The sequence below is a fragment of the Secundilactobacillus sp. MJ173 genome (assembly GCF_059704265.1).
Map to the genome: position 1 here is coordinate 24,024 of NZ_BAAKGN010000012.1, position 21,864 is coordinate 45,887.

Annotated in this window: 25 protein-coding genes and 1 other annotated feature (1 of these 26 cut by a window edge); of the genes, 6 read left to right on the forward strand and 19 right to left on the reverse strand. The window is 44.0% G+C overall.

Features of this window, described 5'->3' with window-relative positions; genetic code table 11:
* Positions 1-58: 58 nt before the first annotated feature.
* Entirely contained in the window at positions 59-967 is a 909-nt protein-coding gene (locus AC6H04_RS01595) for a GH25 family lysozyme (RefSeq protein WP_497570031.1), read from the reverse strand.
* Positions 968-1,276: 309 nt separating this feature from the next.
* Here AC6H04_RS01595 and AC6H04_RS01600 point away from each other — a divergent pair, with 309 nt between their 5' ends.
* Both AC6H04_RS01600 and AC6H04_RS01605 read left to right on the forward strand, forming a co-directional pair.
* A complete protein-coding gene (locus AC6H04_RS01600) occupies positions 1,277-2,239 on the forward strand; it encodes a ring-cleaving dioxygenase (protein ID WP_497570032.1) in 963 nt (320 codons plus the stop codon).
* 4 nt (positions 2,240-2,243) lie between these two features.
* A complete protein-coding gene (locus tag AC6H04_RS01605) occupies positions 2,244-2,855 on the forward strand; it encodes an alpha/beta hydrolase (protein ID WP_497570033.1) in 612 nt (203 codons plus the stop codon).
* Between the two features lie 85 nt (positions 2,856-2,940).
* Here the strand turns inward: AC6H04_RS01605 and AC6H04_RS01610 are convergent, their stop codons facing one another.
* A complete protein-coding gene (locus tag AC6H04_RS01610; protein ID WP_497570034.1) occupies positions 2,941-4,134 on the reverse strand; it encodes an acetate/propionate family kinase in 1,194 nt (397 codons plus the stop codon).
* A 190-nt stretch (positions 4,135-4,324) separates the two neighbouring features.
* Between AC6H04_RS01610 and AC6H04_RS01615 the strand changes: the two genes are divergently transcribed.
* Entirely contained in the window at positions 4,325-5,203 is an 879-nt protein-coding gene (locus tag AC6H04_RS01615; protein ID WP_497570035.1) for a matrixin family metalloprotease, read from the forward strand.
* Between the two features lie 229 nt (positions 5,204-5,432).
* Here the strand turns inward: AC6H04_RS01615 and AC6H04_RS01620 are convergent, their stop codons facing one another.
* From AC6H04_RS01620 to AC6H04_RS01640, 5 genes are all read right to left on the reverse strand, one after another.
* Positions 5,433-5,906 (reverse strand): nucleoside 2-deoxyribosyltransferase, encoded by a 474-nt coding sequence (locus AC6H04_RS01620; RefSeq protein ID WP_497570036.1) that lies wholly within the window; start codon positions 5,904-5,906, stop codon positions 5,433-5,435.
* A 73-nt stretch (positions 5,907-5,979) separates the two neighbouring features.
* Positions 5,980-6,768: a hypothetical protein gene (locus tag AC6H04_RS01625; RefSeq protein WP_497570037.1), complete on the reverse strand. Its 789-nt coding sequence runs from the start codon at positions 6,766-6,768 to the stop codon at positions 5,980-5,982.
* Between the two features lie 282 nt (positions 6,769-7,050).
* Positions 7,051-8,349 (reverse strand): nucleobase:cation symporter-2 family protein, encoded by a 1,299-nt coding sequence (locus AC6H04_RS01630; RefSeq protein WP_497570038.1) that lies wholly within the window; start codon positions 8,347-8,349, stop codon positions 7,051-7,053.
* 120 nt (positions 8,350-8,469) lie between these two features.
* The gene (locus AC6H04_RS01635) at positions 8,470-8,790 is read right to left on the reverse strand and encodes a PTS lactose/cellobiose transporter subunit IIA (protein WP_497570039.1); all 321 of its coding nucleotides are present in this window, start codon (positions 8,788-8,790) and stop codon (positions 8,470-8,472) included.
* A gap of 132 nt (positions 8,791-8,922) precedes the next feature.
* Positions 8,923-9,546, reverse strand: coding sequence for a DapH/DapD/GlmU-related protein (locus AC6H04_RS01640; protein ID WP_497570040.1), 624 nt, complete (start codon positions 9,544-9,546; stop codon positions 8,923-8,925).
* Positions 9,547-9,612: 66 nt separating this feature from the next.
* Here AC6H04_RS01640 and AC6H04_RS01645 point away from each other — a divergent pair, with 66 nt between their 5' ends.
* The 3 genes from AC6H04_RS01645 to AC6H04_RS01655 all read left to right on the forward strand — a co-directional run bounded on the left by AC6H04_RS01645 (position 9,613) and on the right by AC6H04_RS01655 (position 11,500).
* A complete protein-coding gene (locus AC6H04_RS01645) occupies positions 9,613-10,446 on the forward strand; it encodes an NAD(P)-dependent oxidoreductase (RefSeq protein ID WP_497570041.1) in 834 nt (277 codons plus the stop codon).
* Between the two features lie 138 nt (positions 10,447-10,584).
* On the forward strand, positions 10,585-10,776 hold the full coding sequence (locus tag AC6H04_RS01650) for a hypothetical protein (RefSeq protein ID WP_497570042.1): 192 nt from the start codon (positions 10,585-10,587) through the stop codon (positions 10,774-10,776).
* A gap of 106 nt (positions 10,777-10,882) precedes the next feature.
* Positions 10,883-11,500, forward strand: coding sequence for a DedA family protein (locus AC6H04_RS01655; protein ID WP_497570043.1), 618 nt, complete (start codon positions 10,883-10,885; stop codon positions 11,498-11,500).
* 231 nt (positions 11,501-11,731) lie between these two features.
* Here AC6H04_RS01655 and AC6H04_RS01660 read toward each other — a convergent pair whose 3' ends face one another.
* The 12 genes from AC6H04_RS01660 to AC6H04_RS01715 form a co-directional block, all read right to left on the reverse strand.
* Complete coding sequence (locus AC6H04_RS01660; RefSeq protein ID WP_497570044.1) at positions 11,732-12,826, reverse strand: PTS sugar transporter subunit IIC; 1,095 nt, start codon at positions 12,824-12,826, stop codon at positions 11,732-11,734.
* A gap of 261 nt (positions 12,827-13,087) precedes the next feature.
* A complete protein-coding gene (locus AC6H04_RS01665; RefSeq protein ID WP_497570045.1) occupies positions 13,088-13,957 on the reverse strand; it encodes a helix-turn-helix domain-containing protein in 870 nt (289 codons plus the stop codon).
* Between the two features lie 167 nt (positions 13,958-14,124).
* The gene (gene hisC / locus AC6H04_RS01670) at positions 14,125-15,204 is read right to left on the reverse strand and encodes a histidinol-phosphate transaminase (RefSeq protein WP_497570046.1); all 1,080 of its coding nucleotides are present in this window, start codon (positions 15,202-15,204) and stop codon (positions 14,125-14,127) included.
* Positions 15,205-15,215: 11 nt separating this feature from the next.
* Entirely contained in the window at positions 15,216-15,536 is a 321-nt protein-coding gene (hisE, locus tag AC6H04_RS01675; RefSeq protein ID WP_497570047.1) for a phosphoribosyl-ATP diphosphatase, read from the reverse strand.
* A gap of 1 nt (position 15,537) precedes the next feature.
* A complete protein-coding gene (hisI, locus tag AC6H04_RS01680) occupies positions 15,538-15,879 on the reverse strand; it encodes a phosphoribosyl-AMP cyclohydrolase (RefSeq protein ID WP_497570048.1) in 342 nt (113 codons plus the stop codon).
* Positions 15,876-16,634, reverse strand: a complete 759-nt coding sequence (hisF, locus tag AC6H04_RS01685) for an imidazole glycerol phosphate synthase subunit HisF (RefSeq protein WP_497570049.1) — start codon at positions 16,632-16,634, stop codon at positions 15,876-15,878. Before hisF ends, hisI begins: the two co-directional genes overlap by 4 nt.
* Positions 16,624-17,352, reverse strand: a complete 729-nt coding sequence (hisA, locus tag AC6H04_RS01690; protein WP_497570050.1) for a 1-(5-phosphoribosyl)-5-[(5-phosphoribosylamino)methylideneamino]imidazole-4-carboxamide isomerase — start codon at positions 17,350-17,352, stop codon at positions 16,624-16,626. Before hisA ends, hisF begins: the two co-directional genes overlap by 11 nt.
* Positions 17,330-17,956, reverse strand: coding sequence for an imidazole glycerol phosphate synthase subunit HisH (gene hisH / locus AC6H04_RS01695; RefSeq protein ID WP_497570051.1), 627 nt, complete (start codon positions 17,954-17,956; stop codon positions 17,330-17,332). The genes hisA and hisH overlap by 23 nt, the downstream gene beginning before the upstream one ends.
* A complete protein-coding gene (hisB, locus tag AC6H04_RS01700) occupies positions 17,956-18,540 on the reverse strand; it encodes an imidazoleglycerol-phosphate dehydratase HisB (RefSeq protein ID WP_497570052.1) in 585 nt (194 codons plus the stop codon). Before hisB ends, hisH begins: the two co-directional genes overlap by 1 nt.
* Before the next feature lie 11 nt (positions 18,541-18,551).
* Positions 18,552-19,832: a histidinol dehydrogenase gene (hisD, locus tag AC6H04_RS01705; protein ID WP_497570053.1), complete on the reverse strand. Its 1,281-nt coding sequence runs from the start codon at positions 19,830-19,832 to the stop codon at positions 18,552-18,554.
* Positions 19,832-20,470, reverse strand: a complete 639-nt coding sequence (gene hisG / locus AC6H04_RS01710; RefSeq protein ID WP_497570054.1) for an ATP phosphoribosyltransferase — start codon at positions 20,468-20,470, stop codon at positions 19,832-19,834. The genes hisD and hisG overlap by 1 nt, the downstream gene beginning before the upstream one ends.
* Positions 20,471-21,616, reverse strand: coding sequence for an ATP phosphoribosyltransferase regulatory subunit (locus tag AC6H04_RS01715; RefSeq protein ID WP_497570055.1), 1,146 nt, complete (start codon positions 21,614-21,616; stop codon positions 20,471-20,473).
* Between the two features lie 54 nt (positions 21,617-21,670).
* Positions 21,671-21,864, reverse strand: a binding site (T-box leader) (it continues 65 nt past the right edge of the window).

A 21,864-nucleotide genomic window follows, 5' to 3' on the forward strand; every position in this document is an offset into this window, starting at 1 on the left:
AAAAACTGTAACAAAAAAGCCACCACCCAAACAGGATGATGACCCTAACATCTAAAGTTTATTGTACCTGCACATAACTCTGATTAGCAGTGATGTAACTGCCATCGCTCAATTGGATACGGTAAGTACCGCCATTTGAACGGGCAATTGCCTTAGCTGTCACAATGGTATTATATTTCAAACTTCCCTTTTTACCAGTTAAGTTAGCGGTTTTGTATTTGCCAATATTACGAGTTACCCGTAATTTCTGACCGTTCTTTACACTACTAAAGTAACTATCTTTAGGCGTGTTGGTGTACCACTTTGTTACGGTTGAATTATCCACCGTCCGGCTCAAATCAACGTGGCCGCTGATACCTGAAAGTGAACCCGTACTACTGTATTGCCATAAATCCGTTGAGACGTTTGGTTTTTGTGAGTAATTAGCGATCCATGACCCATTAAACTTAGAATAATTAATACTGTGTTCTCTGACAAAACTTTGGTATGAATAATAGACCAATGGTTTCTTTGTTAAAGTCCGCATGGTGTTATACCAAGCGTTAACATAGGTTTGTTCATGCCCTTTGGCACCGGAAACACGGTGTTCATTATCCAAAGCATAGAATTTGGCGTTCTTATTGGATAAGGCATAGAATTGGCGCGCATCGTTCACAGCATCAGCCGTGCTATTGAACTCGGTGTAATCATATTGACCAAATGGTGTGCCATATTTGTGGGCACCGTTTGCGTTCACGTCACGTTTAGGATCGACTCGGTAATCAGCGTCACCAGGATTACCATGCTTAACCCGAATAATCACCATTCGTAAATCTTTAGAAGCTTTTGACCAGTTAATATTCCCCTGATATTGCGAAACATCGGCAATCTTAGTCTTAGCGGCAAAGGCGGTTGTCCCCACGGTTAAGGCGCTAACAAGTGCTAATGATCCGGCAAAAATTCTCTTCAATAATTGATTAGTTTTCATGTAAATCCCCTTAGTCTAATTTATTAATTACTACTAGTGTAACGCAAGAATGAAACAGAGGGAAAACATGCGAATTACAGTTCATTTACTGTTGTGTGACAACAAGGTGTGGAAGCAAGCACTTAGAGAGCGAAGTGTAAGGCGGAACCGGCAAAAATCCTGGTTTTGGATTTATGCCGGTTCTGACTTACATGCAGCTCTCTGCTTGCTGGAACCCAATTAATCTACAACCAAGCCAACATCATTGTCCCCACCCCAATAATCTGTCATAATACGTTCAAAATTAAGCGTTGCATTGGAGGAATCAACATGGAAAAAACTGATTTGATCGGTTTACATCACATCACCGCAATCACTTCAAGCGCACCAAGAATATTTCATTTTATGACAGCAATTTTAGGCCTGCATTTAATTAAAAAAACAGTTAATCAAGACGATGTCGCCACGTATCACCTTTATTTCACTGATGATATGGGAACTGCCGGCACTGACCTGACCTTCTTCGATTTTCCCGGAATTGCCAGCGGCCACTACGGTAAAAATAGTATTTCCAGGATTGGCTTCCGAGTACCAAACGATGTGGCATTGAATTATTGGCAAAACCGCTTTGAACAGTATCATATCAAAACTGATTCTATTCAGGAGCAGTTCGGCGCTAAAACACTTCCCTTTTACGATTTTGATGAACAACGTTATCAATTGATTTCTGACGAACATAATTCTGGCCTACCGGGAGGCACACCTTATCGTCATAGCCCAGTCCCTAGTGATGTCGCAATCAGTGGCCTTGGACCAACCATCATCACCGTTTCCCAGCCGGATCACCTTGGTAACATTTTAACCAGTGTCATGGGTTTTACTAAACTTGAAAGCCAAGGTTCTCAAACTCTCTATGAACTTCACGATGGCGGTCACGGTGCTCAGGTCATTGTTGAAGGCAGTCTCATTTTACCCGACAGTATTCAAGGTTACGGTTCTGTTCACCATATGGCTTTCCGAACTCCTGACACCGATAGCTTGAAGGAGTGGATTCAGCGAATTCAACGGGCTGGATTGCACGATTCCGGTTTTGTAGAACGCTTCTACTTTCAATCAGAATATTTTCGGACTGCTCCAGGCGTATTATTTGAAATAGCCACTGACGGCCCCGGTTTTCTGGTCGATGAAACGTATGAAGAAGCTGGCATCCGCTTGGAGTTGCCACCTTTTCTAGAGGATCAAAGAGCAGCTATCGAAGCTAATTTGATTCCGTTTAACTCTGAGGAGGAATGAACTAATGGCAAATGAAATTCATACTGCCTTTTTCACTGGCAGAACTGACCTAGCTCCGGTGTTAATGTTACACGGTACCGGTGGCGATGAGAGTGATCTGCTACCAATCGCGACCTTTTTATTTCCAGAACACCCCAAATTAGGCATCCGCGGCCGAATCAAGGAACATGGTAGTAACCGTTACTTCATCCGACACGAGGACGGCACGTTTGACTTGGATAATTTAAATCAGGAAACCGATTGGCTACTAAGTGCTATCGAACAGGAAACTGCGCGTTACCAGTTGGATGCCAGCCACCTCATTGTCCTTGGCTTCTCTAACGGTGCAAACATTGCAGCCTACGCCATGTTGAATAAGACGACACCGTTTAAAATTGCGGTTTTGTTGCACCCAATGATGATTACGCCACCACACCAAATCGCGGATTTAACCGGCTATCGGACATTCGCCACTTACGGAGACGTAGATCCCATCGTTTCCGAAGATAACTTTGATCAATTGATCCAGCAACTAACGGATGCCCACGTAACCGTTGATGTCTTTAAAAACCACCAATCCCATCATCTGACACAAACGGAATTAATGGCCGCACAATCTTGGATTAAAAAACTATAGGATTCAACTTGAACACTAAAAACAGCGCAATTCCATAAAATACCGGAATTGCGCTGTTTGGTATTCAATAACAAAGTACCCACAATTAGTTTTCTTCATCCATCAGTTGCTGTACACCACGAGCCATTGCTAACTCTTCGTTAGTCGGAATCAGTAATATTTTGGCACAGCTATCCTGAGCTTCCAACGATCCGGTTTGACCAGCTTCATTGCGTACGGTATCAATCTTAATCCCCAAAACGCGCAGACCTTCAATAACTGCCTGACGAATTTCCGGATCTTTTTCACCGATACCGCCAGCAAATACCAATGCATCCGCACCGCCAATTTCCGTATAGTAACCGCCCACCAGCTTCACCACTTGGTTGACGAACATGTCCAATGCCAGTTTAGCACGTTGGTTTTCCTCGGCAGCTTCGTGGAGGTCACGCATATCTGAGGACACCCCTGAAACACCAAGCAATCCCGAAGAAGCATTCAATTCTTGAATCACAACCTCGGGTGTTTCTAACTCCAGTCGTTTCATCAAATACGGTACTAAAGTTGGGTCAACATCCCCACTTCTCGTTCCCATCATCACCCCAGTGACCGGCGTTAGCCCCATAGAAGTATCATATGGCCGGCCATCCTTTACCGCTGTGATTGACGCGCCACTGCCTAAGTGCATGGTAATCAGATTTAGCTCATTCAGCGGTCGCTTAAGCGTCGCCGCTGCTTGTTGTGCCAAATACTGGTGCGAAATACCGTGTTCACCATAACGTCTAATTTGATACTTTTTAGTCCATTCATACGGGATACCATAAATCGCCGTCTTTTCTGGCAAACTGTGAAAATAAGCACTATCAAAAACAGCATATTGCGGCACACCTGATAATCGTTGTGCTAGCAGCTCAATACACTTTACTTCCAGCGGATTGTGCAACGGCGCCAGTTCGCTCAATTCCTTTAACTGATTGATCCGACTTGGAATCAACTTCACCGGTCCTTTAAACACTGTGCCTCCAGCTACTACTCGGTGTCCGACTGCTTCAATCTCATCCAAAGTTTCAACGCCACCAACCGTGATCAAGCGCTTCAAAACTCGGTCGATAGCCGTAATTTCATCTAAAGTCTCTACCACTTCTTTAGTTTTCTTGCCGCCCACTTTGACCTTTACGATGGTACCTGGTAAATTGAGGCGCTCCACTTGACCCGAAGCAATCACGTGTTCTGCTGGCATTTTTACCAGCTGCCATTTTAACGAGGAGCTTCCAGCATTGATCAGCAATATTTTAGTCATAGGTCAATACCTCCGTTTACCTCTATTTTACAGGATTCTGAACCCATTTAAGGCAAGTTCATAGAAAGATCACACACCTTTCGAAAAAAGCGCATATTCGTTGAAGATTCAAAATGTATCACATACAATACAATTACATACAATTCACATTGTCACAATGAATAGGGATTCTTTTAGAGGGGGAATCATTTTGAAACGAGGACGTTTTTTTGCTGTGGCCGCAACTTTACTAACGGCAGTTGCACTGCCACTTTCTACTCAGGAAACGACGGGACACGCTGCGACACTGACGCCTAGTTCGTCTATGTTGAGGCAAAGTAAGACCTACTACAAATACAATGCGAGGACGCTCGCTAACCGCTACGGGCTAAACTACGCGTCCCAAACTGCCCTAACACGGCAGGAAGTTATTAAAGTTTACATTGCAAGCAGCAATGCACAAGTTCAAAAAAGTGCTAAATTAGCCATGTCATATTGGAATCAGAAACTAGGCCATACTGTTTTTGCCAAGGGGACGAAAACCAATCATACGATGACCATCAACATGACTACCAGAAACACCAGCGCCGACGCTTGGTGGAGGCCAGTCCAGCACCAAATTTTACTGGAGCAGGCAGATTACAATCAACAGCTCTCTTTGATTCGAAATAAAATGATCAATCAATCGACTTCAACGACCGTTACTAAGACCAATAACCGAATTTTAGCTTACGGTCATAAAATCGCTCGCCAAGCTAACTTTGCTCATCAGTACAATAGCTACCGAACTGCACAGATCAATCAGGCTCAAAAGCAGATCAACACTCAAAAGCATCACATCATCACCCAAAAAATTGACGCCAAAGCCAGAACGTTTAAATACGCGAACATTATTGCACATGAAATGGGACACGCAATAGGATTACAACATTCTTCAAACCCAAAAGATGCCATGTCTGCTAACAGCACAACACCAAACATTTACAATTACAGCAAAGTCAAAGCCAGTAAAAACGGCTTTAACACGCTGGGAAAAACCGATGTTAGTCGTGCAAAGTTAGCGCTGGCCGTTCATGACGCATTGTATTAATTAAAAGGCACCCCGAAAACTATTTTAAATAGTCATTCAGGGTGCCTTTGTTTCAAGTATGTTACTATCTCAATATGCTATTGAATTGAAGCATTCTCTCATGGTACTATAATCAATGGAAAACAAACGTACATATCACCAATTTTTCTTTATTCACTATTTGGTGAATGCACATAGGGCCATTATTCAAGCTGACTGCTTAGGCAGTCAGCTTTTTTGTTGTTCTAACTTAAAAGACTTCTTTGTCCGTATAGTGCTGTTCGAGATCATTAAAGTCATAAGCCTTCAATGCCTGAATCGCTTCTTTGCCGTTATAAAAAGCGGTGTATGACTGTGCCAGCATTAAATTAAGCTTCTTGCTTTCGTCATACTGAACAAGGATCACTGGAATACCAGCTTGCCATGCTGCACCAATTTCAAAAACGGTCCCTGAATCTGGTTCATTTTCCTTAGTTTCTTCGTATTGGTAATCTAAAATAGCCACTACCGCGTCAGCTTTGCGAATCTGCCGAACATCACTATTAAACGTTGCAACTTGCCACTTGAAAGTACCAAATTCCAAATCTTCCTGCTGATGCTCAGAAGGAATAAAAATACCGTTATCAGCGACCGTAGAGTTGGCGCGCAATAAACTGACGACCTCGTTAACACGGTCATTTTGACCATCACTAAAGAATGGGGCTGCTAAATAAATATTATTCATCACAAGTTGCTCCTTTATTATATTAACCATTAGCATACCATAGATATGCTGGGTTTAATCATTAAAAATCAGCTTATTTAACCTGCTGACGATGTTGAAAAACCCACTGTGAAAAAGTCTTTTGGTTGTCATCATTACGGACTAGCCAATCACGGATGACCAAACTATTATCATCTGTTTGTTCGTTCAACACATTAAGCAGTCCAATCTCATCACCATCTGCTACCGTCAATATCTTCGTTAGATGATCCGGTAACCAGTCTAGGAGTGCAACGGGAATGTCACTTGAAGTGCCCGCAGCATCCTCTACAGCAACTATCAGGTGCGGTGGTAAGACATAATCGGTCTCCTCTGGCACGTGGGTTAGCGTGATGAGATTAGGTGCCAAACGGGCCAGCAACCGGGCACTTAACTCAATAAGTGTATCGGGTAACGAGTCGGTCGTTGCCGTTGTCATCACTGCAAAGACCCCAATCACGTCGTAATTTGCTAACGCCAGCACGTTCATCAAGGGCAGCAACAGGTCATTTCGCTGACTTTGCTGCAATAAATAGCTGCCTAAATATTGCTCGGCTACTGGCTCAACTTCACTGGTGCTAAAACTGCCCAAAACATCAGTTGCCGTCACTGACCGGTTCATAAACCGATCTAATCGATGATGATTCAACGTAGCATTATCGATGAAATGATACAAGGCAACTTCATCGGTGCCAGCTGGGAAAATTAAACTGGTGAAGGGCCGTTCACCCTTCACATCCAACCAGGCATAACTGTTGTGTAACTGGTTTGCCGACTGCTGAGAAACGGAAATTGTTTCTAGTTCTGCTGGCAACGGTCGATTCCGGTACTCTTCAGATAGCATTATCATCCACCCCCTTATTAATATTGCCGTTATCATATTGAAAATTCAGTAAAAATGCAAAGATTGTGCGTTAAAGAAAAGGGCCACAATAACGAATTCGTTATTGCGGTCCTTCATTCTGCACACGACGGCAAAATCGTATGCCAACAAGTATTTAGCAAATTTATCTTAGCAGATTTGATGACCTTTTTTGATTAAAATTTAATGAGATTTGACTAGTGTGATACCAATCAACCATCGTTTAACGGTGGTTTACATTCTCTCTAAATCATGCCGTGACGCTTAATCTTCAACCTTATGTTTTAACGACGTATTATTCAATAAAATATTTAAAATAACGGCGGTAAAACTCCCCACAACCATCCCATTACTGAGAATTGTTTGTGCTTCGGCTGGTAAGAACTGGAATAATTGCGGCTGTGTCGTCACACCTAGCCCTAAACCAACTGATACAGCAATAATCAGTAAATTACGGTTATTGAGTTCAACTTTCATCAGCATCTTAATCCCTTGAGCACCCACCATACCGAACATGATCAGCATCGCGCCACCCAAAACAGCGGAAGGAATTAAGGTTGCAATGGCGCCAAACTTAGGAATTAGTCCCAAGAAAATGAGTAGAAAAGCTGAATAGTAAACTGGCCGAAGGGTTTTGATTCCAGATAATTGAACGATCCCAACGTTTTGTGAGAAAGTCGAATATGGGAAGGTGTTAAATATGCCACCCAAAATTGCGGCTAACCCTTCAGAACGGTAACCATGTTTTAAGTCCTTGGTATCTAAATCACGTCCGGTAATTTCCGCCAAAGCGAAGTAAACACCGGTGGATTCAATCATACAAGTCACAGCCGCCAAAATCATTGTGGCAATGGATGACCACTCAAAACGTGGTACGCCAAAGTAAAATGGACGTGGTAATTGTAACCAATGTGCCGCACTGACGGGTGCAAAGCCAACTTTGCCCAGCGCAATCGCCAGTAACGTACCGACTAAGATACCAATTAAAATCGCAATCTGTTTAAGAAACCCACGACCCCAGATATTGATCACAATAATGACTAACGCGGTGGTAAAACCAAGCGTTAAATTGACGGGTGAGCCAAAACTTTTAGCCGTCGCATCACCGCCACCAAGATTTTGGAATGCCACTGGAATCAGCGTGAAGCCAATCAGCGTAATCAGCGAACCCGTCACTACTGGCGGAAAAAAGCGACGTAAACTGGCAAACGGACCAGCGACTAAGATAATAAAAATCCCCGCTGCGATGATGCCGCCATACATGTAGGTCCAGCCAAAATGATTCCCAATACTTTGAAGTGGTGCCACGTATTCAACGGCACATCCTAGCACAACTGGTAGCCCGATCCCAGTGAGTACAGTTCGCTTCAACTGTAGCAAAGTTGCAATGCCACACATGAAGATATCCATTGAAACTAAATAAGTCATCTGAGCGGTGCTAAAATGAAGCGCCCCACCAACGAGTAACGGAACTAAAATATCACCAGAATACATTGCCAATAAATGCTGAAAACCCAAAATTAAATTCTTTACAACTGAACGATCGTTTTTAACAGTCTCCACGTTCCATTACCCCTCATTCGGTTTTATATTATCAATATCTTAATACTATCATCTATCCATTAGGCATTCAAACTAATTATGAACATTAATTTAAAATATATGAAAATAGTTCGTGTTAAATCACTTTTCTAGTTGCTCCAACCGTTCATAAACGGCGACTAATTCGTGACCAAATGTAATCGTGGTCATTGCCATGCTCAAATGATCTTGAGCATGAACCATGAGCAAAGAAGGTCCCTCATCTTCGTTAACGTGTTCACTGATATAGTGACTTTGAACTTGATGTCCCTCACCCAAACGCTTTTCAGCATCATCTAACATCGTGCGCGCTTCTTGAATCAGTCCCTTCTTAGCAAATTCAACTCCCTTAAACACCTGTTTTTTAACGTCTCCAGCGACTATAATCAACTGCATCGCCACGTGCTGTTCGTCATCGGCCATGTCATGCGCCCTCCGAAAAGTTTTTTAACTATAACCGTAGCGCCAATCGGGGCAAGATGCAATCACTTCTTGAGTAAATTGCGCTTTATATAAAAAAGAACTCTAGTATCAGAGTTCTTCAATCAACCATCTCTACTTCAAATGTTTAGCCACAAATTCCTCAATGGGTAATCTAAAATCGGCGTAGTTCGCTTCAAGTTCTTCTCGCGACCAATCCCACCAAGCAATCTTCTCCAGATCCGTTTTAATTTCATCCGGAAAACGATCCTTGATCTTCTTTCCGGGAATACCGCCGATAATCGTATAGGGTTCAACGTCCTTAGTCACCACCGCACCGGCACCGATGACGGCACCATCACCAACCGTTACGCCAGCTTGGACAACCACGTCATGGCCCAGCCAGACATCATTACCAATCACCGTCTTTAATTCTCGGCGTTGCTGTAAAAATGCCGTATCAGGATCGCCGAACCCATAACCCGTACCGTTATATGCAAAAATGTGCTGACTTGGTCTATTATAAGGATGGTTAGTCGGTCCAATTCTGACCATCGCGGCCATACTGATAAACTTCTTCAGTTCGCTGTTTTGGATAAAGCATAATTGGCCCGTATAGGTGTAGTCATCAATCGTACTGTTATCGATAAAGTTCTGACTGCCAATTTCCACGTACTGACCAAAGGTGGTGTCTTTGGTTTGACCACCTTCACCAATTGTGGGATGATCCTTGGAAAGTTTCACGAAATCAATGTGCATCAACTTCACCTCTGACTTAAAATTTTGTATTTATTATACTCGAGAATCGATTTTGGAGGAAAAATTATGTATCAAGTAAAAGCAATCGATGAATTTAACGTGAGTGAGTTTGCCGGTAACGTTTTTCAAATTAAAGACACCAGTGCACCTGACGCAATCCTTGTGCGTAGTTCAAAAGTACCAGATGAACTGATCACACCGCATTTATTACTGGTATCCCGCTCTGGTACTGGGACGAACACGATCAACATTGAGGCATGCACGCAAAATGGGACTGCCGTTTTTAACACACCAGGAGCTAACGCCAATGCAGTTAACGAACTGGTCATTCAGGCACTATTTGCCAGTGCGCGACCACTGCAAGCAGCCATTGAACATACCGCATCACTTACAGGTGACCACCTTCAGTTACAAGCGGAAGCAACCAGATACCAGTTCATCGGCAATGAACTATATGGTAAAACAATCGGCATTCTAGGCCTAGGTGCCATTGGCCAGCGACTGGCAGATAATTGCTACCACTTAGGGATGCAAGTTGTCGGCTATAATCGCAGCCCTAAAAATCTCCAGTCTGTCCAACAATTAGAAACCATCGATGAAGTTTTAGCCATCGCCGACTTTGTGGTTCTCCTGCTGCCTCTGACAGAAACGACTGAAGGCATCATGAATGCCGAACGATTTCGTCTTATGCGTAAAAACGCCGTCTTATTAAACTTTGGCCGTGGTGAGCTGGTCGACAATCAAGCCGTCATTTCTGCGCTAGATCAAGGTCAGTTCAGTCGCTACATTACCGATTTTCCAACCACCGTACTGCAACACCATGAACACATCGTCATGTTGCCGCATCTCGGCGGTAACACCGTTGAAGCGCTCTCCAAAAGCGCTAACTTAACTTTATAAAATACCCGTGACTTTCTTGAGACTGGCATAATTCGAGCTTCGGTAAACTTTCCAACTGCTGATTTACCCTTTACCAGTCCCAACCGATTAACCCTTTTCTTTAATTCACGCCCGGAATTTTGGAATGATATTTCTACCGTGCTCCGTCATTATCACGTCCCCGTCTTAGAGATGATCAGCAACATTCGCGGTGGCTACGGCTACATGCTCGTAAACGTTGATTTAACGGCTGTGAATCAGACAAAACAGCTGGTAGATGACCTCCAAGCAGTGCCCGATACCATACGCGTCCGCACCCTTAATAATCCGTCAGAACTGACAATGAGTTAAATTCTTAAGAATCTCTTAGCTCAGTAACAGATAATTGACTGAAGCATTAGAACTTCGATAAACTGATGTAATAAGTATCCTCTACTACGTCATAAGGAGACGCCTAATGAATACCCAAACGATCATGACACTCATTAATCAATACGGCTATCTCGCAATTGTTTTCTTGATTGCATTAGAAAACGTCTTTCCGCCCATTCCTTCTGAGGTCATCCTCACCTTTACCGGTTTTTTGACGCTGACCACTCACCTAACTGTCTGGGGAGCGATTATAGCCGCCACCATCGGCTCAATTATCGGCGCCATCCTCTTATATGGCGTTGGTCGACTCGTTTCAGTAGAACGCCTTAGCAAATTTGTTAATACCCGAGCCGGGCGCTTGCTTCGCTTGAAACAAACCGATATTGAACGTGCTGGTAACTTCTTTAATCGACGTGGCGGAATCGCGATTTTCTACGGCCGATTTGTTCCAGTAGTACGCAGTCTAATCTCCATTCCTGCTGGGATGGCCGAGTATCCTTTTTGGTCGTTTGCCGGTTTGTCCACGTTAGGCACCCTGATATGGAATACCGTGCTGATCAACGCTGGCAACCTGGCTGGATCGCATTGGCAAGCAGTCCTAGGCTGGTTTGAAGAAGCGTCAATGTTTGTACTGATAGGTGTCATCGTTTTAGCAGTCCTGCTTGGGGCCTTCTACTACCATAGAAAAAAGCGTCACGGTTAAAATACAAAAGCAGTGCTATAAGTCTATATTGATAGAAATTTCAGCTGGTTTCTTGACTGAAATACAACTATAAATTTGCTTTTGAGCACTATTCTATCTAGCCTAAAATGGCTCCACAACTCAGATTCCGGCCATATAACACAAACAAATGCGTATACCGTTCAAGATCGACGGCACACGCATTTGTTTGTGTTATATTCTGGAATCTACCGAGTTGTGTCACACTCTCGATTAAACGATTTCCAAGTGAAGCTGTTCGTCTTTAACCCAGTCAACTGCGGCAAGCAAGTGGTAAACAACCAGTGAGATTACGGCTGGTGCCAAAACTGCCATTACCATGTAGGCGATGAACATTGGCATACTGCTTGAAGCCAAGTTGATTGGTGCAATCAATGAGTTCAATCCCAAACCACCAAGGGTGTAAGAAACTTTGAAACCGAAGAAGACGGTTGCAAGTGGTGCACAAACCCCAGCGGCAACAAATGATGGAATTGCCAAACGCGGATTCTTCAATAGATTAGGGAACTGAACTTTAGGAGTGATGATCCCTTGAGCGATGTTAGCACCGATCTTGTTTTGACGCCATGAGATAGCGGTAAAACCAACGAATTGAGCGGTGGTACCAACCAAAGCAGCACCGGCAGCTAAAGGTGACAGCATAACGGCAACTGACAAAGCAGCTGAAGATGCAGGTGTCATCAAGAACAATGACCAAGCAAGAGAAACACAGATTGAACCGATAACTGGGTTAACTTGCATTGATTGGGCGATGAAAGCACTCATCCAGTTCAAAGCAGGTGTGGTAACACTTGCTAATCCAAGACCGGCAATTGAACCAACTAACGTAGCTGCCAGAGGAACCAGCATCATATCTAGTGGTGTCTTACCAGTAAGATACTTACCAACTAAAACGGCAACTAAGCCAGCTGCAACGGCACTGATAGGTTGACCAGTGGTGAAGATCCCTGATTGGGCTGCTTCAACCATCTTGTTACCAGTAGCAGTTGCGGCGTGCATTGCTGTTCCTGTGAAGTAAACGGCATTAGCACCAACAGTGGATGAAATCATGGCACTGAAGAGAACCAGCGTGTTAACCTTCATTTGTGATGCAATCGCGGCACCAAACGCGGGTGCCAGTAACCATTGGGCAATTGAACCAACTTGGAATAAGGCCTGCCAATGAACGAAGTTAGCGATTGATTGTGTTAACAACCCAATCCCCAACATAACCAAGACGGCGTTTGAAACACCGGCTGAAACCTTATAAACATAATCCATTACTGACATTTTCTCGGTGTCAGTTGTTGCTGCTTGTGTACTTTCCATATGTAAGACCTCTCTTTTGCCCCTTAAATAAGAGCTATGTTATAAAATGAGAAAATGATTAAAATGTTTATGTTGTTATTAAAGCATCATCCTAAAACCTTGTCAATAGTTTTTCACATAGAAATCTCATTTTAATCTAATTATTTATTGAGCATGTTGAGGCCCAATTGAACCAGTGAACATCAATAAGCGTTATCCCGCCAAAAATCGGAATAACGCTTATTGATGTTACCTTTCAAACTCTACGTAGTACCACTCAGATTATTTTGCTTTTGCATTCTGACGGTACTTGGTCGGTGAAACACCCGTGTACTTCTTAAATGACGTTGAAAAATAGTAAATATTTTGAAAACCGACGTTCAAAGCAATATCTTCAACCGTGGTATCCGTATTTAATAGCCACTGGGCTGCTTCTTCCATCCGATACTGCATTAAAAACTCCGCTGGTGACATGCCAATCGTCTGCCGTAAAACACGCACGATATAGTTTGGCCGTGCATCAAAATGCTCGCTTAACGTCGCAGCAGTAATTTTTTTATTGAAGTTTTTCTTGAGAAATCTCTGAATTGACAATGACATCTGAGTCAACTCGTTTTTAGCATTGTCTTGCGTCTGCAAACAGGATAATAATTTAATGAAAATCGACTGGGCCTCAAAAAACTGCTTAGAATTACAGTTCAACTCTTTGGAAACTAGCTGGTCTACCATCTCATAAACCCGTTCAGGTTGTTCAACTGAGCGATGCTGCATTAAAAAAAGCGTTTGTACTGGTACCGGTGGATGAAGCATCAACGTTTTCATTGAATTTTTGGCGGGCGCCAATGACGATTGAACATGCCAATCACCAGCAACATAGGCGTAGATCCAGTCTAGTTTCACCGTTTCTTCATCGGCCCACCACACATATTTATGGTATCCCGGGGTCATGATAAAGATTTCACCCTCATTAATCTGCTGTTCAACGTCATTTTGAATCACGTTAAGGCGTCCCTTGCGTACGAAAACAAACACAAAGTACTCCAAATGAACTTGGTTCATCTTACTACCATCCGGTTTAAGTTCTACCCGGCGACCCTCAATAAAAGTCGGTAATGGCAGACAAGACAGCGAAATATATGCAGCCTGTGCCATTTTTCGTTCCTCCTAACAGCATCCGCTATCCTTTAAAATTGTCTAAAAATAAAATTTATGGATTTATAAATCTCCACGTTAATTGTAACAATATCAGATACGTTATAACAACAAAAAAGTGTTACTAAATTCGTTATTTTACCGAACTTGGCAACACTTTTTTACAATTATTGTTTGTTAACAAACTCTCTAATCAATTGCTGAACAGCTTGATTATCCGCAGGCTGACCAACCGTAATTCGTAACCAATCAGGTCCTAAACCCGTACGAACAAGGTACCCGTGGCTTAGTAGCTTCTGGCTGATTGTCGAAGCATCATCAATCTTAAAAAACACAAAATTTGCTTGCGATGGATAATATAATAAGCCTAATTCTTTGAAAAAAGACAGCCATTTTTGCTGTTCATCCGCAACGGTTTCAACCACTTGCTGAACAAATTGCTGATCACTGTACGCCGCCTCTGCCGCAATCTCTGCAAAGGTACTTAAATTATATGGTAAGCGCACTGTTTGCAGGATCTTTGCTAATTGTGGTGCAACGACTGCAAAGCCCACCCGAAAGTTAGCTAAGCCGTACGCCTTCGAAAAGGTGCGTAATACCACTAGATTATCAAACTGAGGTAGTAAATCAGTAACTGAAGCCTGTTTTTCAGCCGTGACAAAGTCTATGTAAGCTTCATCAACGATGACTGTCACTGTTTGCGGTACTTTGCTCATAAACTCAGCAATCGCCTGGTGAGTAACGTATGTCCCGGTTGGATTATTCGGGTTGCAGAGCCACACCATGCTTGTTGCTGGTGTAATTGCCGCCAGCATGCCGGCTAAATCGGTAGTCCCGTTACTGTCCACGGGGACATCGACTATCTTAGCGCCCTCAATTTCAGCGTGAAGGGCATATTCCGAAAATGTTGGCTGGGTTAGAATCACCTCATCGTCGGGAGAAAGCAACGTCCGAGACAATAGCTGAATGATTTCATCAAGCCCGTCACCAAAGACCAGCGTATCTGGTGAAACGTTTAAGCCACTGGCAATGGTTTGCCGCAAAGCCGTCATTTCACTATCCGGGTAACGGTTAGCGTCTTTAACGCCCCAGTCCAGAATCGCTTGCGCCACTTTGGGCGAAGTTCCCCAAGCATTTTCATTGGCAGACAAACGAATCAATTTGGTTAAGCCTTGTTCCTGCTTAATTTCAGCAATCGTTTTTTCTGGGATATACGGCTTTAGTTTTTTAATCGCTTCTTTGACCATCGGCGTTCCTCCTACAAATCTTTAATATCCCGGCGTTCCTTGGTCTTACTCATCAAGCCTTCACGTTCAGCCAATTCCTTTTTAACTTGATCAACACTGATGCCGCGATCTGCCATGAGAACCAGCACATGGTAGGCCAAATCGGCAACTTCATAAACGAATTCGTCATCGCTATCATTTTTAGCTGCAACGATTACTTCCGTAGATTCTTCGCCGACTTTCTTCAAAATTTTATCCAAACCCTTAGTAAAGAGATAATCCGTATAAGACCCCTCTTTAGGATTGTTTTTACGGTCTAAAATTAATTGGTAAAGTGCATCTAAGTCCTGCATATTATTTTCCTCCTGCTGAATTAAGTTCAATATCGCGGTAAAAGCAACTGGTATGCCCCGTATGGCACGCTGGTCCGGCTGGATTAACACGGACCAGTAGCGTGTCCTCGTCACAATCGATCTGGATTGCAACAATGTCTTGGGTGTTTCCACTAGTCTCACCCTTGTGCCAAAGTTCTTGCCGACTGCGGGACCAAAACCAGGTCTGCTTGCTTTCTAAACTAAGCTGATAACTTTTGGCGTTCATATAGGCCATCATCAAGACTTGGTTTGTCTGATCATCCACAACGATGGTCGGTACAAGGCCATCCGGATACTTATCGAAATCTGGCTTTAACGTCATCGTACTGTCACTCCATCCTGCTTCAATGCTGCCTTAACATCCGGAATCGTGAACTCACCGAAGTGAAAGACTGACGCAGCCAAAGCCGCATCAACATCCGTTTGCTTGAAAACATCGTTAAAATCACTGATCTCACCGCAACCACCGGAAGCAATGATGGGCACTCTCACCGCCGCTGTCAGCGCTTGGTATAGCGGAATGTCAAAGCCGCTCTTAGTGCCATCCTTATCCATACTGGTCACCATGAGTTCGCCAGCACCAGCAGCAACACCCTGCTTTGCCCACTCGATAACGTCTAAATCAGTGGCTTCACGACCACCATTGACGTAAACAGTGTAACGCTGTTTTTCAGAATCCCATTTACTATCGATTGCCAAAACAATACACTGGGCACCAAACTTTTCGGCACCTTCTGATATCAATGAGGGATCACGAACCGCCGCTGAGTTCACTGCGACTTTATCCGCCCCAGCTTTTAACAATCGCTGCATATCGTCAACACTGTGAATCCCACCGCCAACTGTCAGGGGCATGAATACCTGTCCAGCCACCTTTTCGATGGTATCCACAATTGCTGGCCGCTTTTCGTTAGTTGCCGTAATGTCCAAAAAGACCAATTCGTCAGCACCCTGCTTTTCGTAAGCAGCAGCAATGGCTACCGGATCACCAACGTCGGTTAAATGAACAAAATTAACGCCCTTCTTGACCCGGCCATGATCCACGTCCAGGCAAGGAATAATTCGCTTAGCTAGCATTGCTGGACACCTCCGCTAAAGTTCTCAAGGGAAGATCACCAGTTGCCATCGCTCGGCCAACAATGGCTGACTTAATGCCCGCTGCAGCCAAGTTCTCTAAATCAGCAACCGTAGTGACACCACCAGAGGCAATCACCTCGGTAGTTGGAAAGTCTTTTTGCAACTTTCCCAACAGATCCACGTTTGGCCCGCTTAGTGTGCCATCCTTCGTGATATCGGTCACCACAAAATTGACGACACCCACTGCTACCATCGAGGTCATCAAAGTGTTCATGGACACATCGCTTTCTTCTAGCCAGCCGGAAATAGCAACCTTGCCATCTTTGCCATCAATACCCACAACGACTTGATCGTTACCAAACTGGTTAACAGCTTCCTGAACAAGTTTTGGATCAGTAAGTGCCGCGGAACCTAAGATGACGCGTGAGACGCCACTGGTGAGATAGCCATTGATCTGAGCTAAGGTACGAATGCCACCACCAACTTCAACTTTTAAGCTGGTTTCAGCACAAATCTGTTTGATCAGTTCACGGTTCACCGGCCGGCCACTTTTAGCACCGTCTAAATCAACTAAGTGAAGTCGTTTTAACCCAGCCGCTTCAATTTGCTTAGCCTGCTTCAGCGGGTCTTGAGCAATCAGTGTGGTTTGATCAAAGTCACCTTGGTACAAGCGAACGGACTGCTGATTTCTTAAATCAATTGCGGGAATAATTTCCATTAGATACCAACTCCTTAAACGCGGCCAAACCATTTAAACCGATCCGACCACTCTTTTCTGGGTGAAATTGCATGCCAATCACGTTTTGATTACGTACGATGCTAGGAATCTTAACGCCATAATCACTTTCAGCTAAAATATATTGCGGTTGGGTTTTGACGTAGTATGAATGCACGAAATACGTGGATTGCTGGTCAAAACCGCTGGCAATGGGATCTGGCTGTGTGACTTGATTCTGGTCCCAGCCCATGTGCGGTACCTTAACGCCTAAATTCTCCGGAATAGCCACAACTTCGCCTGGAATCAAACCAAGCCCATCCGTTTCACCGAATTCAAAACTGCGGTCAAATAATAATTGCATTCCAAGACAAATTCCTAGAATCGGCGTCCCTTTTTCGGCTGCTTGCTTAATCACCGGAATCAGTTCGCGCTCCTTCAGTGCTTCCACTGCCTTGCCAAACGCACCGACTCCCGGAAGAATCAGCCCATCAGCCTTCGAAATAACCTCTGAATCAGCTGACAGCGTATTAGGAATTGCGAGAAAGTCCATCGCCTTTTTGACGTTTCTGGTGTTACCCGTGTCGTAATCAATAATCGCAATCATTAAATCACTCCTTTAGTCGATGGCACCCCTTTGATTTCAGGATTGATGGTCACTGCCGCACGTAGCGCGCGACCCAGTGCCTTGAACAACGTTTCAACTTTGTGGTGCGTATTTCTGCCATACAGCACTTCTGCGTGCAAGTTTAATTCTGCATTAAAAGCAAAAGCCTGGAAAAAATCTTCCGTAACTTCGGTATCGTAATCGCCTAATTTTGGATTGGTCAATTCGGCGTTGAATACCAGGTAACTCCGTCCAGATAGATCGATGACCACTCGACTTAACGTTTCATCCAGCGGAATCAACGCTGATCCGAACCGTTCGATACCAACTTTGTCACCCAGCGCCTGTTTGAGCGCCATTCCTAAAGCAATTCCCACGTCTTCGGTGGTGTGGTGAGGATCAACGTTTAAGTCCCCATTGGCTTTAACAACGAGACCAAACCGGCCGTGTCGGGCAAAAGCGTCTAACATGTGGTCTAGAAAGCCGATACCAGTATCAATTTTAATCGTATCGTAATTATCTAAATTCAAACTCAATTCAATTTGAGTTTCGTTCGTATTGCGTTTAACCGTTGCTTCTCTCATGATAAGTCTCCTTAGTTAAACCGTGATTCAACAGCGCGAGCGTGGGCTTCAAGGCCTTCAACACGTGCTAAGGTGGTAATCGCCTTTTCTTCGTTCTTCAGCGCATCCCGTGAATAAGTGACAAATTGGATCCGTTTAACAAAGTCTGACACACCAAGTGGTGAGAAGAAGCGAGCTGTCCCGCCAGTAGGCAAAATGTGATTAGGACCAGCAACGTAATCACCCACTGGTTCTGAGGCGTTAAAGCCTAAGAAGACGGAACCGGCATTCTTAATTTGGTTGAGGTACTGCATCGCATCTTCCAATTCGATTTCCAAGTGTTCTGGGGCAATAGCGTTCATCACGGTAAAGGCTTCATCAAGGTCATCAACTACGGCAATAAAGCCCTTGTTGGCAACGGAAGCACTGGCGATTTCTTGCCGTGGTAAAGTTTGAACTTGACAATCAATTTCATCGCTAACAGCTTCAGCAAATTTTTCACTAGGCGTTACCATCATTGGGCGGGCCATCTTATCGTGTTCTGCTTGTGACAGCAAATCAGCAGCAACTTCTTTAGGGTTAGCTGAGTCATCCGCAATCACACCAATTTCTGATGGGCCCGCAATCATATCGATATCAACTTGGCCAAAAACTTGTTTCTTAGCAACGGCAACAAAGATGTTACCAGGACCGGTAATCTTATCGACACGGGGAACACTTTCAGTCCCGTATGCTAAAGCAGCAATAGCTTGGGCACCACCAATTTGATAAATTTCATCAATACCAGCAATCTTAGCAGCAGCTAAAACGGCTTGGCCAATACCATCTTTTTGTGGAGGTGTTACCATCACAATTTTGCCAACACCAGCTAATTTAGCGGGAATGACATTCATCAAAATAGATGATGGATACGCAGCAGTACCACCGGGAACGTACAGACCAACAGCAGCTAACGGAGTGATTTTTTCGCCACGGACAACACCTTTTTGTTCAGCGTCCACGAAACCGTTTTGAATCTCTTTTTGGTGATAGCTAATAATGTTGTTCTTCGCTAAGTTCAAAGCATCGATTAAATCTTGATCCGCGTTTTTATAGGCAGCATCAATATCAGCTTGTGGCACTCGAAGGTCATCTAATTCAACCTTGTCGAACTTTTGACTGTATTCCTTTAAAGCCTGATCACCGTTCTTAATCACGTTAGCAATAATTTCTGCAACAGTTGCTTCAACTTCTGGTTGGTTAGCCTGTTGGTCCGTTTGACGGTCGACTTGTTCGAGTAATTGGTCTAAAGTTTGATTTTTTAAAATTTTCATTATGCATTCACTCCTAAATTATTTTTGGCTTGCTGTAGGTTATCAACTAAGGTTCTAATTTCTGAATGATACTGTTTCAAAGCTAGACGGTTGACGACTAGTTTTGTGCTGACTGGCTGCAATTCAGCGTAAACATGGAGATTGTTTTCTTTTAACGTGGTCCCCGTTTCCGTAATATCAACGATGGCATCAGCTAAGCCAATCAATGGGGCTAGTTCCACTGAGCCTTCAATTCGAATAATCTCAACATCTTCACCAATACTTTGAAAATAGCGCTTCGTAATATTCGGATACTTGGTAGCAATGATTTTCCGCCGAACCTGCTGTGGATTAAAATCACTCGTCGAAGCAAGAACGAATCGGCAACGGCCCACCCCTAGATCTAGCATGGCGTATTGAGTATTATTCTGCTCAGCTAAGATGTCGCTACCGACAATTCCCAGATGAACCGAACCGCTGTTGAGGTAAGTGAGAACATCGGGTCCCTTAACCAAGATGGTTTCGTAAACCGGATCTTCGTCAAAAATCAATCGCCGGCCCTTGTTGCGGATACCGCTGCAATCAATCCCACTGGCTTCAAGCAACGGCACCACTTGCTGTTCTACACGGCCTTTGGTTAAAGCAATTTTGATTGGCATTTACTCACCTTCCTTCGTTAAATCTAACAGCTGCTGATTATTGCTGACAGCAATTCGTTGGGCTTCTTCGCGACTGTCTGCCAGACACAAGGTACTGTTAGGTGTCTCTTTCAACACCTGTTCAGCTTGCTGCCACTGATCGGGGTTAAAATAAATCAGGGTCTGCTGCGGTGCTTCTGGTAACGGTACCCGATCAGCCAATGCGTCAACGTCAAACGCTAAGCCAACAGCTGGTTCTTTGATCTGCTGAAAGCTAGTTAACAAGTCATCGTAACGACCACCGCTGAACAAGTAATCTGAAGCGTTTTGGGTGTAACCCCGGAAAGCCATCCCGGTGTAATAAGTCTGCGGTGAGGGAATACTGAGGTCGAGGACAACTTGCTGATCTGGTGCCAGTCGCTTGATAAACTGATTGACAGCATTCAGGTTCTCAATCACTGTCTGAACTTTAGGAATCTTTGGCAGGCGTTTAACCACCTTCATGACGGTATCAAAATCGCCAAACAGCCAAGGCCACTCGCTTAGAAAATCACCAAATTCAGTTTCATTAAGTAACTCTGAAATCTGGTTATAACTGGTGAGGTCCTTGGTGAACAAGGCCTGCTTCAGGGCTACTTTGGTTGGCTCCGGTACCGGTAACGCCTCAAGGACACCTTCCACAAAACGCGCATCACTTAATTCCAAGGTCATTTTCTTAACACCAGTTGCGAAACATCCTGCTAAAGCAATTGTTAGACACTCTAGTTCGCCTTTAATGCTACTTGACCCGACTAATTCAACGCCGGCTTGAGTAACTTGGTTATAACTGCCTGACAGCTGTTTCTTTACCCGGAAAACGTCACCGCCGTAATACCATTTGGCTGGTAACTCAACCCCTGTAGTACTCATCATCCGAGCAACTGGTAACGTCAGATCCGGTCGAAGGACCAATGCTTCCCCCTGTTCATCAAGGAGTTGATATGGCCGGTAATTATCAAGGTTTAAAGGTTTAAAAACATCCGCGTATTCGAGAATCGGCGTGGTTAACTTGGTAAAACCGCGCTGTTTAAAAATGGCAAAAAGCTGTGCTGAAATGGTTTCTTTAACTGCGGCTCGCGGGCCAAATTCATCTCGCGTTCCACTAGGTAAATTTCGATTTTTGATCATGCTTGCTCTCCTTTCTGATAAACAAAAAATCCTCGCAAACTAAACAAGTTAGTTTACGAGGACGATTTAATCGCGGTTCCACCTCAATTTGTCGCCACCTCACGATGACGGCCTTACGTTGCCAATAACTAGTCATTGAAAACACTTCAAGAACAGTTAAGGTAACCCTGATAACGCTAAACATGCGGAGCAGCTTACTTCATTCAGCTGATCAGTTCATAGAGGTGTTTCGTTGTCCCAATCACTCG

Bases quoted from the DNA above. Each gene is read 5' to 3' on its own strand.
- AC6H04_RS01595 (WP_497570031.1), bottom strand. From the start codon at position 967: ATGAAAACTAATCAATTATTGAAGAGAATTTTTGCCGGATCATTAGCA.
- AC6H04_RS01600 (WP_497570032.1), top strand. From the start codon at position 1,277: ATGGAAAAAACTGATTTGATCGGTTTACATCACATCACCGCAATCACT.
- AC6H04_RS01605 (WP_497570033.1), top strand. From the start codon at position 2,244: ATGGCAAATGAAATTCATACTGCCTTTTTCACTGGCAGAACTGACCTA.
- AC6H04_RS01610 (WP_497570034.1), bottom strand. From the start codon at position 4,134: ATGACTAAAATATTGCTGATCAATGCTGGAAGCTCCTCGTTAAAATGG.
- AC6H04_RS01620 (WP_497570036.1), bottom strand. From the start codon at position 5,906: ATGAATAATATTTATTTAGCAGCCCCATTCTTTAGTGATGGTCAAAAT.
- AC6H04_RS01625 (WP_497570037.1), bottom strand. From the start codon at position 6,768: ATGCTATCTGAAGAGTACCGGAATCGACCGTTGCCAGCAGAACTAGAA.
- AC6H04_RS01635 (WP_497570039.1), bottom strand. From the start codon at position 8,790: ATGGCCGATGACGAACAGCACGTGGCGATGCAGTTGATTATAGTCGCT.
- AC6H04_RS01640 (WP_497570040.1), bottom strand. From the start codon at position 9,546: ATGCACATTGATTTCGTGAAACTTTCCAAGGATCATCCCACAATTGGT.
- AC6H04_RS01645 (WP_497570041.1), top strand. From the start codon at position 9,613: ATGTATCAAGTAAAAGCAATCGATGAATTTAACGTGAGTGAGTTTGCC.
- AC6H04_RS01655 (WP_497570043.1), top strand. From the start codon at position 10,883: ATGAATACCCAAACGATCATGACACTCATTAATCAATACGGCTATCTC.
- AC6H04_RS01660 (WP_497570044.1), bottom strand. From the start codon at position 12,826: ATGGAAAGTACACAAGCAGCAACAACTGACACCGAGAAAATGTCAGTA.
- AC6H04_RS01665 (WP_497570045.1), bottom strand. From the start codon at position 13,957: ATGGCACAGGCTGCATATATTTCGCTGTCTTGTCTGCCATTACCGACT.
- hisC (WP_497570046.1), bottom strand. From the start codon at position 15,204: ATGGTCAAAGAAGCGATTAAAAAACTAAAGCCGTATATCCCAGAAAAA.
- hisE (WP_497570047.1), bottom strand. From the start codon at position 15,536: ATGCAGGACTTAGATGCACTTTACCAATTAATTTTAGACCGTAAAAAC.
- hisI (WP_497570048.1), bottom strand. From the start codon at position 15,879: ATGACGTTAAAGCCAGATTTCGATAAGTATCCGGATGGCCTTGTACCG.
- hisF (WP_497570049.1), bottom strand. From the start codon at position 16,634: ATGCTAGCTAAGCGAATTATTCCTTGCCTGGACGTGGATCATGGCCGG.
- hisA (WP_497570050.1), bottom strand. From the start codon at position 17,352: ATGGAAATTATTCCCGCAATTGATTTAAGAAATCAGCAGTCCGTTCGC.
- hisH (WP_497570051.1), bottom strand. From the start codon at position 17,956: ATGATTGCGATTATTGATTACGACACGGGTAACACCAGAAACGTCAAA.
- hisB (WP_497570052.1), bottom strand. From the start codon at position 18,540: ATGAGAGAAGCAACGGTTAAACGCAATACGAACGAAACTCAAATTGAA.
- hisD (WP_497570053.1), bottom strand. From the start codon at position 19,832: ATGAAAATTTTAAAAAATCAAACTTTAGACCAATTACTCGAACAAGTC.
- hisG (WP_497570054.1), bottom strand. From the start codon at position 20,470: ATGCCAATCAAAATTGCTTTAACCAAAGGCCGTGTAGAACAGCAAGTG.
- AC6H04_RS01715 (WP_497570055.1), bottom strand. From the start codon at position 21,616: ATGATCAAAAATCGAAATTTACCTAGTGGAACGCGAGATGAATTTGGC.